This window comes from Clostridium saccharoperbutylacetonicum N1-4(HMT), from assembly GCF_000340885.1.
Lineage (GTDB): Bacteria > Bacillota > Clostridia > Clostridiales > Clostridiaceae > Clostridium > Clostridium saccharoperbutylacetonicum.
This window is the reverse complement of sequence record NC_020291.1, coordinates 1355036-1372948: the sequence shown is the minus strand read 5'-3', so window position 1 is coordinate 1372948 and position 17913 is coordinate 1355036. Positions and strand designations below refer to the sequence as shown.

Here is a 17913-nt window from a genome sequence, read left to right as displayed (position 1 = left end):
AGGAAAATTATTCATTATGAAACTATCGGTTTCATTATCTTCTTAAAAGAAAAGCGCCTAAATATAATACTTCTTAAATTACTAAAGAATTATATTTAAACGCTTATTATTCCTATTTCATTGAATCAACAATGCTGTCTGTAACAGCTTCCATTGAATCTTCATCTTTTTCTGCCATAGCTGAGGTTATTGTCATCTCACTCTCTAAGATTGTCATATCCTTCATTTCTTCTATGAGTTCCCCCATCAATTTTGCTGATTGAGGAGCCCACGAACCATTCTCTACAAGTGCAAAAGTACGTTTTTGAAGATTTAATGCTTTCATATCCATTATGAAATTATGCATTGGCGGATATATCTTTAAATTGTAAGTTACTGAAACCAGTACAACATGACTATACTTAAAAGCTTCAGAAATCAAATACGAAACATGAGTACTTGACACATCATACATGGATACCTTGGTAACTCCTTTTTTTACCAATCTTGTTGCTAAATCATTTGCTGCTGCTTCGGTATTTCCATACATAGATGCATAAACTATTAACACGCCTTTCTCTTCTGGCTCATAACGGCTCCACTTATCATATTTATCTAATAAATAACCAAAATCATTACGCCATACTGGACCATGTAAAGGGCATATATACTTAATTTCTAAACCTGCTGCCTTCTTTAATAAGGCTTGAACATGAGGACCATACTTTCCTACTATATTTGTATAGTATCTTCTTGCATCATCAAGCCAGTCACGATCAAAATCAACTTCATCATTGAAGAGTTTTCCATCTAATGCACCAAAGGAACCAAAGGCATCAGCTGAAAATAACACTCCATTTGTTGCATCATATGTCACCATAGCTTCTGGCCAATGAACCATTGGCGCAGCCACAAAAGCAACATTATGCTTTCCAAAAGACATTGTATCTCCTTCTTTTACTTGTATTACATTATCTCCAATATCAAATCCAAATTGATGCATGAATAAAAGTGCTTTTTCTGTACATACAATCTTAACCTTTGGATATCTAAGAACAATTTCTTCAATACATGCTGCATGATCAGGTTCCATATGATTTATAACCATATAATCTAATTTTCTTTCTCCCAAAACACCCTTTATATTTTCAAGGAATTGACGACAAATTGACCAATCTACTGTATCAAATAGCACAGTCTTTTCATCTAAAAGTAAGTATGAATTATATGAAACCCCTCTTGGAATAGGATGGACATTTTCAAAAAGAGCTAATCGTCGATCATTACCACCAATCCAATATAAATCTTCAGTTATATTTCTAACACAATACATGTAATAAATCCTCCTTTACTATCAAAACATTTTATTTTTACACTTTATCATATATATTTTGCAATTATAAATTATAAGTTAATTACGAAAGCTCTATGGAGAAACTTCATTCTTATTCCATGACTTTCCAAATCAAGACATACCTACTAACTATGATTTATCAATATTTATTTTTATATCTAAAGAATTATCTAATTAATAATTAACAAATAATACAAAAACTAAATTTCTATAAACATACTCTTTTCTTCACCACATGCAGGGCAAGTCCATTCTTCAGGTATATTTTCAAATAAAGTTCCTGGAGCAATTTCTCCTTCAGCATCTCCTAAACCTGGATCATATTCATAACCGCAACCATTACATACATAATGTTTCCATGTCGGAGTAACTTTCTTTGGGATAGCTCTTTTCATCTTCTTCATTGGTGGTGCTTCCTTCTTTGGTTCCCCATTATCTAAAGCAGCAGTAAGTAGTGGTAATATTTCATTTACATCTCCTACTATTCCATAATCCGCGTTTTTAAATATTTTAGCATTAGGGTTAATATTTACAGCTACGATTGTAGTAGCGTCTTTTATGCCTTTTAAATGCTGACCTGCTCCTGAAATACCACAGGCAATATAAAGATTTCCATTAAACTTTTGTCCTGACATACCTACATACCTATCTATTGGAAGATATTTAAGGGTTTCAGCTACTGGACGAGAACATCCAACAGTTCCCCCAACTGCAGCTGCTAAATCTTCTATAAGACTCATATTTGCCTTTTCACCAATACCTTGTCCAGCACTTACCACTCTATCAGCCTTACTAATTGAAGTATTCATAGGAATTGCTACAGTAAAGTCGTAGCCTTCTTTCTTTAAAGCTTCCACAAGCGAACTAACCTTTTCATCAGCACTTCCATCTTTAAAGATAACTTTCTTACGATAACCTGTGATAGGACCTCTTTGAGCTCCTTTTACTACCTGTTCATTCTTTGGCATCTTACCTATAATACTTGCTGCAATAACAACACGTTGAATTTCATTTGTTCCTTCATATATTGTACAAATCTTGGCATCTCTATAAGCACGTTCAACTTCCATACCTTTAAGATATCCACTTCCTCCAAATATTTGAAGAGCATCATTTACAATTTCAAGGCAAACATCTGATGCATATTGCTTAGCCATAGCAGCTTCCATGCTATAGTGTTCATGGTTTTCCTTAAGTTCTGCTGCACTATAAATCAGCATTCTAGCTGCTCTAAGTTTTGTTGCCATATCTGCTAGTTTAAAAGCTATAATTTGATTTTGACAAATTGGTTTACCAAATTGAATTCTTTCTTTTGAATATTCAAGTGCATTTTCATAAGCACCTTGAGCTATTCCAAGAGCTTGAGCTGCAATACCAATACGTCCACCATCTAATGTAGACATTGCAATCTTAAAACCGTCTCCTTCTTTTCCTAACAAGTTTTCTTTAGGAACTTTCACCTCATTAAATATGAGCTCTGCTGTTACTGAAGAACGAATTCCCATCTTATCGTAATGTTTGCCAAAACTAAAGCCTTCCCATCCTTTTTCAACTATAAAAGCACTTATTCCACGAGTTCCAATATCAGGTGTAGTTACTGCAAAAACAATATAAATATCTGCTTCACCACCATTAGTAATGAATATCTTTTCTCCATTTAAAATATAATGATCTCCATCTAAGACAGCAGTAGTTTCTGTACCACCTGCATCACTTCCAGCATTTTCTTCAGTAAGTCCAAAGGCACCAAGTTTTTCTCCTTTTGCTAATGGCACTAAGTATTTTTGCTTTTGTTCTTTACTTCCAAAAGCTGCAATTGGATATGTTCCTAAGGATGTATGAGCAGAAAGTATTACACCTGTACCACCATCAACTCTTGATAATTCTTCAACAGCAATTGCATAACTTATTACATCTAAGCCTGCTCCTCCATATTCTTTTGAATAAGGAATTCCCATCATTCCCATTTGGGCTAACTTTTCAACAGCTTCAGAAGGGAATTTATTTTCCTGATCTAACATAAATGCAATAGGTTTAACTTCCTCTTCAGCAAATTCTCTAATTCTTGCTCTTAAATTTTCATGTTGCTCTGTAGTCTTAAAAAACATAATCGCGCCTCCTAATATATTCTTTATTTTCAAATGAATCCCTTAAATGTATACCTGAACCGTATAATTTTATTCTATACTTTATTGGTATACTTTTCAACTTACATCTTCTCTTTTTTAGTTCATAATTATTTTAATACGTTCATATTCCATCATATTTTTAACGTGTAATCATTTTTTCTCTTATTTTCTTTAATATTCATTGATTTGCCTCCTATTTAAATATATATGTTCCAATTATTAATTAATTACAAAAGTTAAAAGTATAACTTTTATATGTGTAGATATCCAAATTAATAATCAAACTTATAACCGGAATATGTATGCATCATCGAGAAATAATAATCATAACACTACACTAGAAATTAGACACATTTTTCTGGAAGCAGGCATGTGAAATTGAGCTGATGATGGTTGTTAATGGGGGCTTGTTTCATTTCAGCTTGTCCAGATTTTACATCTGGAGCACGCTGAAATGACGACAAGCCACCATTTAGAACCTTCCAGCGAAAATTTCACTAGTCCTGTGGAAGATAAATGTATCTGATTTCGATAATTGTTGAATAAGTCTAATTCTCGCTTTGGATATCTTTCCAAATATAAAAGTTCCATAGGAGAAAGTCAGTGTAGCTAAATATAAAATTTGTACACTCACCTTTCTTTCAGAATTTTTTAAAATAAGATATACAATTTAATTTAAACTTAATTATATTTTTTATTCCATAAAAAATGATAGCTAAGAGTCTACAAAACTCTTAGCTATCATTTTTATAACACTTCTTGAATTATTCCACCGCCAACTACTATTTCATTATCATAAAATACGACTGACTGCCCTTTAGTTATTGCCCTTTGCTTTTCTTTAAACGAAACTTTTATTCTTCCATTTCCCATTGGAGTTAAAAGCGCCTCTGCAGGTTTAGCTGAATACCTAACCTTTGCTGTAACTTCTATTTCTTTTTCAAGTTTATCAAAAGGAATGAAATTAACAGCAGTTGCAATCAAATCAGTTTTGAATATATCATCTTCTGATCCAAGTATAACTTCGTTTGTTTTTGCATTTATACCAGTTACAAAAACTGGCCTTCCTAAAGAAAGTCCAAGCCCTTTTCTTTGCCCTATGGTATAATATACAATTCCTTTATGTTTACCAATAACATTGCCTTCCTTATCAACAAAATTACCCGGCTTAACTCTGTCTGGCTTTGCTTCTAAGATATATCTTCCATGATTATTATCTGGAATAAAACAAATTTCCTCACTATCTTTTTTGTTATGAACAGCAAGACCAATTTCTTTTGCTATTTCTCTTATTTTTGTCTTTTCATATTCTCCACAAGGCATCAATGTATGTTCTAATTGCTCTTGAGTGAAATTATATAATGCATAAGTTTGATCTTTTCTATCATCATCTGATCTTATCAATAGATATCTATCATCACGCTTTTCAATTTTTGCATAATGACCTGTAGCCACATAATCTGCACCTATCCCCTTTGCTCTTCTTAAAAGTTCATCGAACTTTAGATGCTTATTACATTCAATACAAGGATTTGGAGTTCTTCCATCAATATATTCCTGTACAAAATTATCTATAACTTTTTCTTTAAAATAATCTCTAAAATTTAAAACATAAAATGGTATATCTAGTTTGTCACATACTCTTCTTGCATCATCAACAGCAGAAAGGGAGCAACAGCCCCCTTCTCTTTCTTGAAATTCATTGTCTTCTTGCCAAATTTGCATTGTAGCACCAATGACTTCATATCCCTGCTGTTTTAATAAATATGCAGCAACAGAACTATCTACACCACCACTCATACCTACTAAAACTTTTTTCTTCATAAATCACCTATTACTCTTCGCCATGAACAGCCGCATGTAAATCTTCATCGCTATGTTCTTCCATTGGTATAACTTCTAATCCATTGTTTGCTCTATAATCATTTATAGCTTTGTGGATTGCTTCTTCTGCAAGTACAGAACAATGCATTTTTACTGGTGGAAGGCCATCTAATGCTTCTGCAACAGCCTTATTTGTTAATTCCCAAGCTTCATCTAAAGTCTTTCCTTTAATTAATTCAGTTGCCATTGATGATGATGCAATAGCTGATCCACATCCAAAAGTCTTAAATTTAACATCTTTTATAATGTTATCTTCAACTTTTAAATAAATCTTCATTATATCTCCACACTTAGCGTTTCCTACTTCACCTACACCATTTGCATTTTCTATTTCTCCAACGTTTCTTGGGTTTTGGAAATGTTCCATTACTTTTTCACTATATATCATATTATTTTTCTCCCTTCTTTAAAAAGTCATCCCATAATGGTGACATATTTCTTAATCTTTCAATAATTGGTGGTACAACTTCAAGAACATAATCTACATCCTCTTCAGTTGATCCTTCACCCATGGAAAGTCTTAATGATCCATGAGCAATTTCATGTGGAAGTCCAATTGCAAGTAATACATGCGATGGATCTAAGGATCCTGATGTACAAGCACTACCACTTGATGCACAAACACCTTTAAAATCTAGTGATAAAAGAATTGATTCACCTTCAATAAATCTAAAACATACATTTGCATTTCCAGGTAATCTCTTATCTCCTCTTGGTCCATTTAATTTTGTATAAGGAATTTCTAAAAGTCCATTTATAAGCTTATCTCTAAGAGCTGTTAACTTACTCATATGCTCTTCTAAATTTACAGTTGCAAGTTCAACTGCCTTACCAAGACCTACAATAGATGCGATATTTTCTGTTCCTGCTCTTCTATTTCTTTCTTGAGCTCCACCATGAATTAAGTTATCAATCTTAATTCCCTTTTTGATATATAAAACTCCAATTCCTTTTGGTCCATAAAGCTTATGACCTGCTAGTGACAACATATCAATGTTCATTTCTTTAACATCTACAGGTACATTCCCAATAGCTTGAACTGCATCAGTATGGAAGAAAATTTTCTTTTCCCTACAGATTTCTCCGATTTCCTTTATTGGCTCAATTGTTCCAATTTCATTATTCGCAAACATAATGCTGACTAAAATTGTTTTATCAGTTATAGCATTTTTTAAATCTTCTAATCTAACAAAACCTTCTTCATCAACATCTAAATATGTAACTTCAAAACCGTTCTTCTCTAAGTATTCACAAGTATGAAGAACTGCATGATGCTCTATTTTAGTTGTAATAATGTGATTTCCTTTATTTCTATGGGCTGAAGCAATTCCTTTTATCGCCCAGTTATCTGCTTCAGATCCACCACCAGTAAAATACACTTCTTCTGGTAAACAATTTAACGCTTTTGCTATTTGTTCTCTTGCTTTATCTATAGCTTTTTTAGTTTCTCTTGATATCCCATAAAATGAAGATGGATTTCCAAACTTTTGTGTAAAATAAGGAAGCATTTCTTCTAAAACTTCTGGTTTAACATAAGTCGTAGCTGAATAGTCCATATATACATTTTTCATTATTATTCACTCCTATCTGCAATCTTAATGCCACTATTTTTCTTTTGAAGAGCTTCGTGATCATCAAGTATATCTTGTAATGTTATTGAATTCATAACACTATCTATACTATTTTTTATTTTTTCCCATACTGCTTTTGTAGCACAGCAATCTGAACTATCGCATTCAACTCCGTCAATACAATCCGCTATTTCAACAGGACCTTCCAAAATAGTCATTATATCTCCAACAGTTATTTCCCTAGGAGGTTTGCATAAAACGTATCCACCTTGTGCACCTCTTATACTTCTTATAACATTAGCACGTCTAAGCGGGCTAAATAATTGTTCTAAATAATATTCAGAAAGATTTTCCTTTTTTGATATAGTCTTTATTGAAACCGGTGCTCCACCATAATTAGCCGCTAACTCTACCATGGCTCTAACCCCGTATCTTCCTTTAGTTGAAAGTTTCATTCTTTCACCTCTTTATATATAAAATATATTAATTTCGCTTATATCTTACCAAATTACTCGGCTTTTGTCAAACGATAATTATTGATTTTTAATTTTTTCCCAATAATTTTTTATGCTTTCTTCGTATTTATTATTTTGCCCATTATAATATATTCTTCCTTCTAATTCTTTTGGCAAATATTCTTGTTTTACATAATGATCATTATAATTATGTGGATATTTATATCCACCTACTCCAAGATTAGCGGCTCCCATATAATGTGCATCTTTTAAATGCATAGGAACATCTCCAAAATTGATATTTTCCAAATCATTCATAGCTGCATCTATAGCTAAAATTGCACTATTTGATTTAGGTAATGTTGCTAAATAAATTACTATTTCAGAAAGTATTATTCTTGCTTCTGGCAATCCTACCTTTAAAGCTAGTTCTATTCCCGAATTGACAACAGACAGTGCTGTTGGAAAAGCAAGGCCTATATCTTCAGCTGCAATAACAGAAATCCTTCTTATAATTGAAGTTAAATTACCACTTTTGATAAGTCGTGCTAAATAATGAATCGATGCATCAGCATCACTTCCCCTAATACTTTTTTGAAGGGCACTTAACAAGTTATAAAACTCATCCCCACTAGAATCGGCCCTCATATTGGACTGTCCTAGGCTCTCTATATATTCACTTGAAATCACTCTAACGTTCTTTACCTGCGAATTTATAGCAATTTCTAAAATATTATATGCTTTTCTATAATCACCTTGAGATATCTCAGCAATATATGTAAGAGCTTCATTAGAATATTCTATTTTTATTCCTTCTGAAGTTAACTTTTTAATAGAATTTTCAAGTCCAATAATAATATCAGAAGTATTTAATGGCTTAAATGAGAATATATTACATCTGCTTATTATAGCTTTGTGTATAACGAAATAAGGATTTTCAGTAGTACTTGCAATCAGCGTTATTCTTCCATCTTCAATAAATTCTAATAATGCCTGCTGTTGTTTTTTATTAAAATGCTGAAGTTCATCTATGTATAGAACTACTCCATTATAATTTAGTAAATTATTAATATTATCCGTAATTTCTTGAATATCTTTCACAGATGCTGTCGTTGCATTTAATTTGTAGAATTTCTTATCTACATAATTAGCCATTATGTTAGCTAAAGTTGTTTTACCAGTTCCAGGAGGCCCATAAAATATACAATTACATATATTCTTACTCTCAATCAAATTATATAACGGCTTCCCTTCACTTAAAATATGCTTTTGTCCCGCAAAATCTTCCAATTTATTTGGGCGCATCAAATCTGCTAGTGGTCGCATTGCTTGCACCTCTTTGTCTTTAATAATATCTAATCATACCTTCTTGATTTGCTAACTATTATTATAACAGATTTAGAAAAATAAAAAAGCAGTAGAAAACTATAATTTCTTCGTGCTTAATCTAGATCTAATCTTAGCTTTATATATTTTATAATAAATCAAATAAAAAATTATTAAGCCTACTAAACTCCCTATAAAATCAACTAAAACATCACTTACTAAAGAAGTTCTTCCTGGAACAAAAGCTTGGTGAAATTCATCAGTAATAGCATAAAATTGGCATATAAAAAGTATATACACTATTGCATCTCTTCCTAATTTTTTATAAGAAAAAAATGAAGCACTTACTAATATTGCCAATACCATGTATAGGAACCCATGTGCATTCTTTCTAATAAGTTTATCTAAAAAAGCTAAATTTTCCTTTTCAGCTTTAGCCTGATTATTTGATTTATTTTCTAATTTTGATTTAGAATCTTCAATTATATTAACTACCTTAGTACTTTGTTCATGAGATATTTGTCCATTATTGCTTGACATGTAGAATATAAATCCCATCCAAAACAAACATAACAAAATAATTATTTTTCTCAATATTGATTCCTCTTTCCCTCTTGAAACTATTACTTCAAATTATACTACATCACATGATAATTAGAACTAAAACAAAGACCTTTTCACATAATTATTATATAAAAATTGCACCAAATCTAATTCGGTGCAATACTCATACTTAGAATTTTTCACTACAATTTTTAAATAACTACTTTTCTCTTTGAACCTCTTAGATTATATATCTATAAATTTTTAACTTAATACGAACCAATCTATAGCCCCCCACAAATTAGTTGTACATCTTATCATAATACTTTTGATATTCTCCAGAAGTTACATTTTTCATCCATTTTGAATTATCTAAATACCACTTAATAGTCTTCTTAATCCCAACTTCAAAACTAGTTTCTGGATACCAGCCAAGTTCTGTCTTTATCTTATCGGGAGCTATTCCATATCTTCTATCATGACCTTTTCTATCTTCAATATATTTTATTAAACTTTCAGTAACATTTTTATCTACATTTTTATTTATATATTCAATTACTGTCTTTACTATTTGTATATTTATCCTTTCATTATGGCCTCCAACATTATAGACTTCTCCAAGTCTACCTCCATTAATAACCATATCAATCGCTTTTGCATGGTCTTCTACAAACAACCAATCTCTTATATTTAATCCATCTCCATATACAGGAAGATCTTTATGCTGCAAACAGTTATTGATTAATAATGGTATTAACTTCTCCGGAAATTGAAATGGTCCATAGTTATTTGAACATCTTGTTATATTAACTGGCATTTTATAAGTATCATAATAAGATTTAACCATTAAGTCTGAACTTGCTTTGCTTGATGAATATGGACTATGAGGATCTATTGGTGTTGTTTCCACAAAAAAGCCTTCATCTCCTAAAGAACCATAAACTTCATCTGTTGATACATGAAGAAATTTCACTCCATCAATAAATCCCTCTTCACTTCCCCAAGCAGTTTTTGCACAATTGAGCATATTTACAGTTCCTAATACATTTGTTTTAGCAAATATTTCCGGCTCTTTTATACTTCTGTCAACATGAGATTCTGCTGCAAAATGAACAACATAATTTATATTATTAATTTTAAAAAGACTTGAAACTAAATCTTTATCACAAATATCTCCTTGAACAAATGTATATCTCTTATCATTTTCAATAGATTTAAGATTCTCTAAGTTTCCTGCATAAGTTAACTTATCTAAATTTATTATTTTAATATCTTTATATTTTGTTAACATATATAAAATGAAATTCGAACCTATAAATCCTGCTCCACCTGTAACTAAATATATCTTCATTCTCTTACTCCATCCCGATAATTATAATTGCTATCTATCTTATTAATAAAAGATTTTATTGCATCCTTCCAATCTCTCATTTCATCACCAACAGTATATCTAAGCATCACATTATCAAGTGATGAATATTTAGGCCTCTTTGCTAAAGTTTTATATTCTTCTGATGTACATGCTGTAACTTTACAATTTTCTCCTGACAATTCAATTATCATTTTCGCAAAGTCATACCAGGTGCACTCACCTTTACCAGTACAATGATATATTCCATATTCTTCTGTCTGTAAAAGTTTTAATATATGATAAGCTAAATCATTGGCATACGTCGGATTTCCTTTCTGGTCATTTACAACAGTTATCATATCCTTTTCTTTAGCTAATCTTCTCATAGTATAAACAAAATTATTGCCTATATGTCCATACAACCATGCAGTTCTAACTATAAAATATTTTGAAGAAAACTCTCTTACATAATTTTCTCCGAGTAGCTTAGTTTTTCCATAAACACTATATGGAGTTGTTAAATCATATTCAGTTAATGGCTTGTTTCCAACTCCGCTAAATACATAATCAGTTGATACCTGAACTAATTTAGCACCTATTTTTTCAGATACTATAGCTAAATTTCTTGGGCCAATTGAATTAACCTTAAATGCAAAATCTTGATTATTTTCACAACCATCAACATTAGTAGCCGCTGCACAATTAATTATTACATCTGGTTTTAATTTATTTAATTTAGCTTTAACCATTTCCAAATTAGTTATATCCAATTCATCTATATCTAATGGAATAACTTCTGATTTTATAATTAACTCTGAAACTTGACCAATTTCGGCTTTTCCACTATTTATTATATCTTGAAGTTCATTACCAAGCTGCCCTTTTGCACCTGTAATTAGTATTTTCATCTGTAATCACACCTCTTTTGGACAAATATAATAATCTGAATATCTGCTCAAATCCAATTCTTTTAAGCTTGGATGCTTTTTGTCCTTTTCAGATAAAATCATATTCTGTATTCTATCTAAAGGCCATTTAATATCTATATCTGGATCATTCCACATAACCCCACTGTCATATTCAGCAGCATAAAAATCTGTGCATTTATAGTTAAATACAGCCTCTTCTGATAATACCAGAAAGCCATGTGCAAAACCTTTGGGAATATAAAATTGTTTTTTATTTTCATCACTTAAAATAACTGCTTCCCATTTACCATAAGTTTCAGAACCAATTCTCAAATCAACAGCTACATCAAAAACTTCACCTTTAGTCACTCTAACAAGCTTTCCCTGACTATGCTTCCTTTGAAAATGAAGTCCACGAAGTACACCCTTACTTGATTTTGATTCATTATCTTGGACAAAGGTCATATTAAGTCCAGCCTCTTTAAAAGCTTCCTCATTATAGACTTCCATAAAATAGCCTCTTTCATCTCCAAAAACTTTAGACTCTACTATATAAGCACCATCTATTTCAGACTTTATAAATTTGAAATTCCCCATTTCTACACCCCGTATATATTTATATCTATAAATATATATTCAAAATCAATTATATTATTTCCAAATTTCTATTCTTAATTATAATTTAGTAAATTATTAATATTATCCGTAATTTCTTGAATATCTTCCACGGATGCTGTCGTCGCATTTAATTTGTAGAATTTCTTATCTACATAATTAGCCATTATGTTAGCTAAAGTTGTTTCACCAGTTCCAGGAGGCCCATAAAATATACAATTACATATATTATTACTCTCAATCAAATTATATAATGGCTTCCCTTGACTTAATATATGTTGTTGTCCTACAAAATCTTTTAAATCACTAGGTCTCATTAAATCTGCCAATGGGCTCATTTTTTCACCTCTTACTTAATGCTATTACATATTATTTTACTTTATAATATAAACTCTATACTATAATTTATAGAAAATAGTATGAATCTTAAAACTTAATTTTATACCAAATAATATTATAGCAGATATAATAATCGAGTAGGAGGAAAACAATTATTTTGTTTTCCGACCTCTCACACCACCGTACGTACCGTTCGGTATACGGCGGTTCATCAGAATTTAATGTCTCATTTGATATGTTTGTGTTAGACTAATAAATCCTAGAGATTCTAGGTATTTATTGTTTAAAGACTTGCTCAAAATTGGGCTTTTGGATATTCTCCAATAGCCTTTTCTTGTATTTGCATATTCCCACGCTTTGTATTTATCGATTCCTAATTTAGCCAGATTTCTTTGTTTAGTGCTGATCTTCTTCCATTGTTTCCATATGCAAGCTCTTAGTCTTCTTCTAATCCATTTATCTAGTTCAATTAGCTTTCCGCGTGCGTTAGCAATTCCATAGTAATTAATCCATCCTTTTGTGATTTGATTTAATTTGTGTAGCCTGTATTCCATACTAATTCCTTTATTTCTGTTAGTATAGAATTTGACCTTTTCCTTGAATTTCTTTATAGATTTCTCATGGATTCTTATTTCTGCTCCGCTTTTCGAGAAGTAAAACGAAAATCCTAAAAACTTTCGTTTTGATACAAAGTCTACTGCACTTTTATCCTTGTTTACTTTAAGTTTCAAATTATTTTCAATTATATTGGTTATAGATTTCATTACTCTAAACCCTGCTCTTTTGCTTTTAACATATATGTTATTATCATCTGCATATCTACAAAATTTGTGACCTCGTCTTTCAAGTTCTTTATCCAATTCATCTAACATTATATTAGCTAATAGCGGACTTAACGGACCACCTTGTGGTGTCCCTTCTTCACTTGCTACCGAGACCCCATTTATGAGAATTCCGCTTTTAAGATATTTTCTTATTAGAGATAATAACCTTTTGTCTTGTATCTTCTTTTCAAGTTTGTTCATGAGAATATCATGATTAACTTTATCAAAGAATTTCTCTAAATCCATATCTATAACCCATCTATTTCCTTGAGTTATATACTGTTTTGATTTCGTTATAGCGTCCTTTGCTCCTCTATGAGGTCGGAAACCGAAACTATTTTCGGAGAATAGAGGTTCATATATTTTAGATAATACTTGAGCAATTGCTTGTTGAATTAATCTATCTTGTACAGTTGGTATTCCCAAAAGTCTAACTCCACCATCTGGTTTAGATATTTCTTTTCTCCTTACAGGTGACGGATTATATTTACTTTCTAGTAGTTTAACTTTAATTGTTTCCCAGTGTTTCTTGATATGCTCACGAAGTTCATCGGTCTTCATTCCATCAACACCATGACTACCTTTATTGCTAATTACTCTTTTAAGTGCTAAAAGCATATTATTTCTTTCTAGAACTTCTTCAAGTAATCTACTAGTATCAAATGCTCCATCGTTTACGCTTTCTCTATTTGGTAAAACCCTAGAATTACTCGGCACCTTTGATTTACCTTGAAGTTCCACTTCTACTTCCATCAATTGGTCTCTATATTGAGTTTTCTGCTTTCTTTGCAATTTCTTTGATTTATCCAAAGTTGTAAACCTCCTAACGTTCAGTCCTTCATCCGCTATCGCGATTAGCGGAGTTACTATGACTTCTGCTGACTTCTGATAGTTCAGCTACATATCACTATATAGGTTGTGACCTAGAAATTTAATTCTTATGGTACGTATCTATCAGATCTCCCCAGGTAAGAACACGCACTTTCACCTCATCCATCTGCTACATTTACTCAAGCTACTTCGGATAGTTATAGGGCTTTACTTTGTTTTGCAAGTTTACCCGTAGCTTTGAGCCTCAAATGTAATTCGTGTACCTCAGACCAAGGCTTTGCCGCCGACTTCCTTCAGATTCCATCTCACGATGGACACCCTTGTCTTAGGCTAATGGTTGGCACTATCAGCCCCCATTACGGACTTTCACCGATTAGTACGTACCCATGCTGGGCACACAATAAAAAGCAGTAAGAATCTAAAATATTCTTACTGCTTTGCTTAAATAATATATCTAATTATAGTACTATTCTACAAATTTTTAATATAGTAAATTAAAAATTTAATACTTATTTATTTCTATCTAATTTTCGCAGTTTATTTATAGGGTGTTACCTTAAACGTAATTAGCAGGAATTGTAACTGTTTCTGGTGCTGCAGTTACATAATATAATTTACCATTAGTACTATCATATATAGAAATACTTGCAGTTATTTCTACTTCTCCTGTAACACCTGCATCAATTTTATATCCATCTATATAATTTCCTGATATATATGCATCTTTTCCATTAAACGTAACATATAAATCTTTGTTAACTGAATATGTTTTTTTATGCGTAGTTATTGATTCAGTATATGTTCCTGGTGTAAATCTAAGTGTAGGTTTTATAGTTGTTGTCCCATCAGCATTTTGTGCTACAGACATAGTAATTTTTGTATCTGACTTATATCGAGCATCTATAACTGTTTGAGAAAGTTTTACATCTTTTTCTACTGAATCAGAATCACTATTTGATGATTTATTGCTATTACTTGATGATTTATCGCTATTACTTGATGAATTTTCAGTAGTTTCTGTTGTTTTACTTGGTGTTACTACAGTTTTAGTAGATGTAGATGTTATAGTTTGAGTTGGTATTTTATCTCCTATAGCCTCTCCACTTGCTGCAAAAGTATAAGTCACTTCATTAAGTGTTACATCCCCAGTTTGCATTTCTCCACTTGGTGCAAGATAATATGCTTTCCCATCAACTTCCACTACACCAGTTTTCATTGCTCCTGATGTTTCTGTAAAGTACCATTTACAGCCATCATTTATCCAACCTGTTTTCATGTATCCATCTGAACCAAAATAATACCAAGTACCATTTATAGCTCTCCAACCTTTAGAATATGAATTTCCTTCTGTATTCCACCAACCATTAGAATCTTGTTTCCATGCTGCTGATGCTCCAACTGGAGCAACAGTTGCTATTGTCATAGCTACAAGTGCAACTGCAACTAACTTTTTTAATTTAAAATTTTTCATTATTATATTCCCCTCCTTAATACTCTTCCCATTTAGATCATTATGTTATTTATACGCTCTTAATCTCTTGAAATTAATTTATAAACAAGTAATGTTTCGTATTTTTCTCTAATTTCACTTACTTGTTTTTTTAATTGTAGGTATAAGAAGAAATAATCCTACAACAAATGTTATAACTCCACATGTTGATAAAACTATTAAAAAATGCTTTATTGTATAAGAAATTATATCTTTCAAATAAACTATATTAATATTAAATTTCTCATAGACTTTAAAAACATAAGCACCAAAGAATATTGCAAATAAAATTAATCCTGCTAATAAAAATGCATTTCGTATGTATTTTAAGCTAGAATTTAAATCTTTGCTATTTATCTTTATTAATATTGCCATAAGGATAATCGGCAACATCATAAACATCCAAAACATTTTATAAATAATTGATGTTATTTTGGCTAATTTTTGAAGTTTATTAGATTCCAATATTTTATCTAAGTTTATTTTTTCAATACTACTTCCTGCCTCATCTAGCAATTTATTTAATACTCCATCTAACTTATTTTTAGTACTTTTGTCAGCTGGTGTCTGGTTTATAGTATTTTCTCTTTGACTATTTGATGATACTTCTTTATCAGAATTTACAGTAGTGTTTTTATCAATACCTTGCATAAGTGAGTCATTACTATTATTAGGCTGTTCTGATGTAGATTGATTTCCTTCTGAGTCTGATTCATCATCAATTGTTATACCATAATCAGCCAATATCTTCAAAGCTTGTTCTTCTGTTATTCCCTTTTTGATTGCTTTTTGAATTGCTTGTTCTTCCGTTAGTCCTTTTTGCTTTAATATTGCTCTTACTTTAGCTTCTGCTTCACTTCTGGTATCTAGCTTTTGTACTTCAAAATAGGATTGTCCGACTTTTGATTTTTCTTTAGAAACCATCATATTATTAAATTCCAGTTCATTAACCATACATACTGTATTTTCAGTTTGTACGTTGCTGTTAAAAGATAAATCATTTTTAGTTGGTTTTATAATATTACCTATAATATCTTTAACTCTTTGCTTATATATCTCTACATCTATAGGCTTAATATTATTCTCTCCAGTTTTTAGATATTGAATAAAGCCAGAAATCACATTGTCAGCTTCTTTTTTTACATCTTCTTCTGTTATTATTGATTCCTTAATGTCATAATTAATATTTTTAGCACTTAATAATGCATCTATTTTATTATATATTGATTCTTTAACTTGCTCATAAGTATTATTTTTATTAAGTATATCTGTATAAGTATTTTCATTTAAAACAATCACTTTAACAAACATAGATAATACTGCAAGTATTATACTAAACATTAATAATATTTCAATAATAAGACTGATGCTCTTTTTTGTTTTATTCATGCTAATATATCAATTCCTCCTTACGTTTATAAAAACTCCTATAACGATTAATTTAAGTTAGTTTATAATAAGGCTTTTGCAATACTAACCTCTGTCCAAGTTAAATTTCTAACTCTATCAATGATTGTTTGAAGATTATCAGAGTTAAGTTGAACTAGAACATGTCCATTTTTTTCGATAGAAGCAGTTGTCTTTCCTTCACTATTCTTACCAAAAGTAACATTTAAAGTAGCATCATACGCTGTAACAATATCACTAATTTTTTGTTCTGCTAATATTCTTTCAATTCCCATCTTTGTATCCATAGCTTTTACTTTTTCTGCAATTTCTATAAATTTAGCTTGAAATTTAGAAAAGGTTGCCTCATCTGCGGTAACTTTTTCTAAAACAGTTGCTATACTATTGTCTTGATTATTCTCAACTTTTGTTAAAAGTTTGTCTACAGATGGATGATTTGAAAGTTGCGAATCAATTTCCTCAGTAACAGTTGGAGTTAAAATAGTACCAATTTTAGTATCTTTGTTAACTTCTGATAATACACCCACTGGATTTGTACCATTTTTATATTGATTTAAAATTATTTTTATTATATCAGCATTACTAGGTATAGTGGCTGCCGATGCTCCAATTGATGTAGAACAAGCTAATACTAATGCAAATGCTCCAATTGATAATAATTTTTTCATTTTCATTTTTATTCTATCCCCTTTCAATTTATAATGAGTAGATAATATAATATTAGTATAAAATGTAATGTTTTTTTTGTAACCTACCCAATATGGGTAACTTTCTTCATTTCAGAATTTATTTTCTACATTAGTAATATTATGTAACACTTATAAATTATGAAATTTATATTTTTTCTATTTTTAAAAAATTAATACAGCATATAATAAACGTATAGAAACTATTACTATCTAAAATTG

15 protein-coding genes and 1 pseudogene are annotated in these 17913 nt (G+C 30.8%); all 16 read right to left on the bottom strand.

The features are described from left to right. Nucleotides 1–112 precede the first annotated feature (112 nt). Entirely contained in the window at nucleotides 113–1312 is a 1200-nt protein-coding gene (locus CSPA_RS06080) for an FprA family A-type flavoprotein (protein WP_015391338.1), read from the bottom strand. Between the two features lie 221 nt (nucleotides 1313–1533). Continuing rightward, the gene (locus CSPA_RS29050; RefSeq protein ID WP_015391337.1) at nucleotides 1534–3441 is read right to left on the bottom strand and encodes an acyl-CoA dehydrogenase family protein; all 1908 of its coding nucleotides are present in this window, start codon (nucleotides 3439–3441) and stop codon (nucleotides 1534–1536) included. Between the two features lie 768 nt (nucleotides 3442–4209). Beyond that, complete coding sequence (gene mnmA / locus CSPA_RS06070) at nucleotides 4210–5286, bottom strand: tRNA 2-thiouridine(34) synthase MnmA (protein ID WP_015391336.1); 1077 nt, start codon at nucleotides 5284–5286, stop codon at nucleotides 4210–4212. Nucleotides 5287–5296: 10 nt separating this feature from the next. Continuing rightward, nucleotides 5297–5734: a Fe-S cluster assembly scaffold protein NifU gene (nifU, locus tag CSPA_RS06065; RefSeq protein WP_015391335.1), complete on the bottom strand. Its 438-nt coding sequence runs from the start codon at nucleotides 5732–5734 to the stop codon at nucleotides 5297–5299. A 1-nt stretch (nucleotide 5735) separates the two neighbouring features. Next, nucleotides 5736–6917, bottom strand: coding sequence for a cysteine desulfurase NifS (nifS, locus tag CSPA_RS06060; RefSeq protein ID WP_015391334.1), 1182 nt, complete (start codon nucleotides 6915–6917; stop codon nucleotides 5736–5738). Nucleotides 6918–6919: 2 nt separating this feature from the next. Then, nucleotides 6920–7372 carry an RrF2 family transcriptional regulator gene (locus CSPA_RS06055; protein WP_015391333.1) on the bottom strand — a complete coding sequence of 151 codons (453 nt, stop codon included), beginning with the start codon at nucleotides 7370–7372 and terminating at the stop codon, nucleotides 6920–6922. Between the two features lie 78 nt (nucleotides 7373–7450). Beyond that, on the bottom strand, nucleotides 7451–8698 hold the full coding sequence (locus CSPA_RS06050) for a replication-associated recombination protein A (RefSeq protein WP_015391332.1): 1248 nt from the start codon (nucleotides 8696–8698) through the stop codon (nucleotides 7451–7453). Nucleotides 8699–8797: 99 nt separating this feature from the next. After that, a complete protein-coding gene (locus tag CSPA_RS06045; protein ID WP_015391331.1) occupies nucleotides 8798–9292 on the bottom strand; it encodes a VanZ family protein in 495 nt (164 codons plus the stop codon). A 250-nt stretch (nucleotides 9293–9542) separates the two neighbouring features. Beyond that, nucleotides 9543–10592, bottom strand: coding sequence for a dTDP-glucose 4,6-dehydratase (gene rfbB / locus CSPA_RS06040; RefSeq protein ID WP_015391330.1), 1050 nt, complete (start codon nucleotides 10590–10592; stop codon nucleotides 9543–9545). Then, nucleotides 10589–11500, bottom strand: coding sequence for a dTDP-4-dehydrorhamnose reductase (gene rfbD / locus CSPA_RS06035; RefSeq protein WP_015391329.1), 912 nt, complete (start codon nucleotides 11498–11500; stop codon nucleotides 10589–10591). The genes rfbB and rfbD overlap by 4 nt, the downstream gene beginning before the upstream one ends. Before the next feature lie 6 nt (nucleotides 11501–11506). Next, on the bottom strand, nucleotides 11507–12097 hold the full coding sequence (rfbC, locus tag CSPA_RS06030; RefSeq protein ID WP_015391328.1) for a dTDP-4-dehydrorhamnose 3,5-epimerase: 591 nt from the start codon (nucleotides 12095–12097) through the stop codon (nucleotides 11507–11509). A 77-nt stretch (nucleotides 12098–12174) separates the two neighbouring features. Further along, nucleotides 12175–12453: pseudogene (locus CSPA_RS06025) on the bottom strand (AAA family ATPase); the annotation flags it as partial. A gap of 219 nt (nucleotides 12454–12672) precedes the next feature. Beyond that, nucleotides 12673–14088 (bottom strand): group II intron reverse transcriptase/maturase, encoded by a 1416-nt coding sequence (gene ltrA / locus CSPA_RS06020; RefSeq protein ID WP_015391326.1) that lies wholly within the window; start codon nucleotides 14086–14088, stop codon nucleotides 12673–12675. Nucleotides 14089–14665: 577 nt separating this feature from the next. Further along, entirely contained in the window at nucleotides 14666–15580 is a 915-nt protein-coding gene (locus CSPA_RS06015) for a cell wall-binding repeat-containing protein (RefSeq protein WP_015391325.1), read from the bottom strand. A 114-nt stretch (nucleotides 15581–15694) separates the two neighbouring features. Then, nucleotides 15695–16987 (bottom strand): hypothetical protein, encoded by a 1293-nt coding sequence (locus tag CSPA_RS06010; protein ID WP_015391324.1) that lies wholly within the window; start codon nucleotides 16985–16987, stop codon nucleotides 15695–15697. 62 nt (nucleotides 16988–17049) lie between these two features. Then, nucleotides 17050–17679, bottom strand: coding sequence for a hypothetical protein (locus tag CSPA_RS06005; protein ID WP_015391323.1), 630 nt, complete (start codon nucleotides 17677–17679; stop codon nucleotides 17050–17052). Nucleotides 17680–17913: the final 234 nt, after the last annotated feature.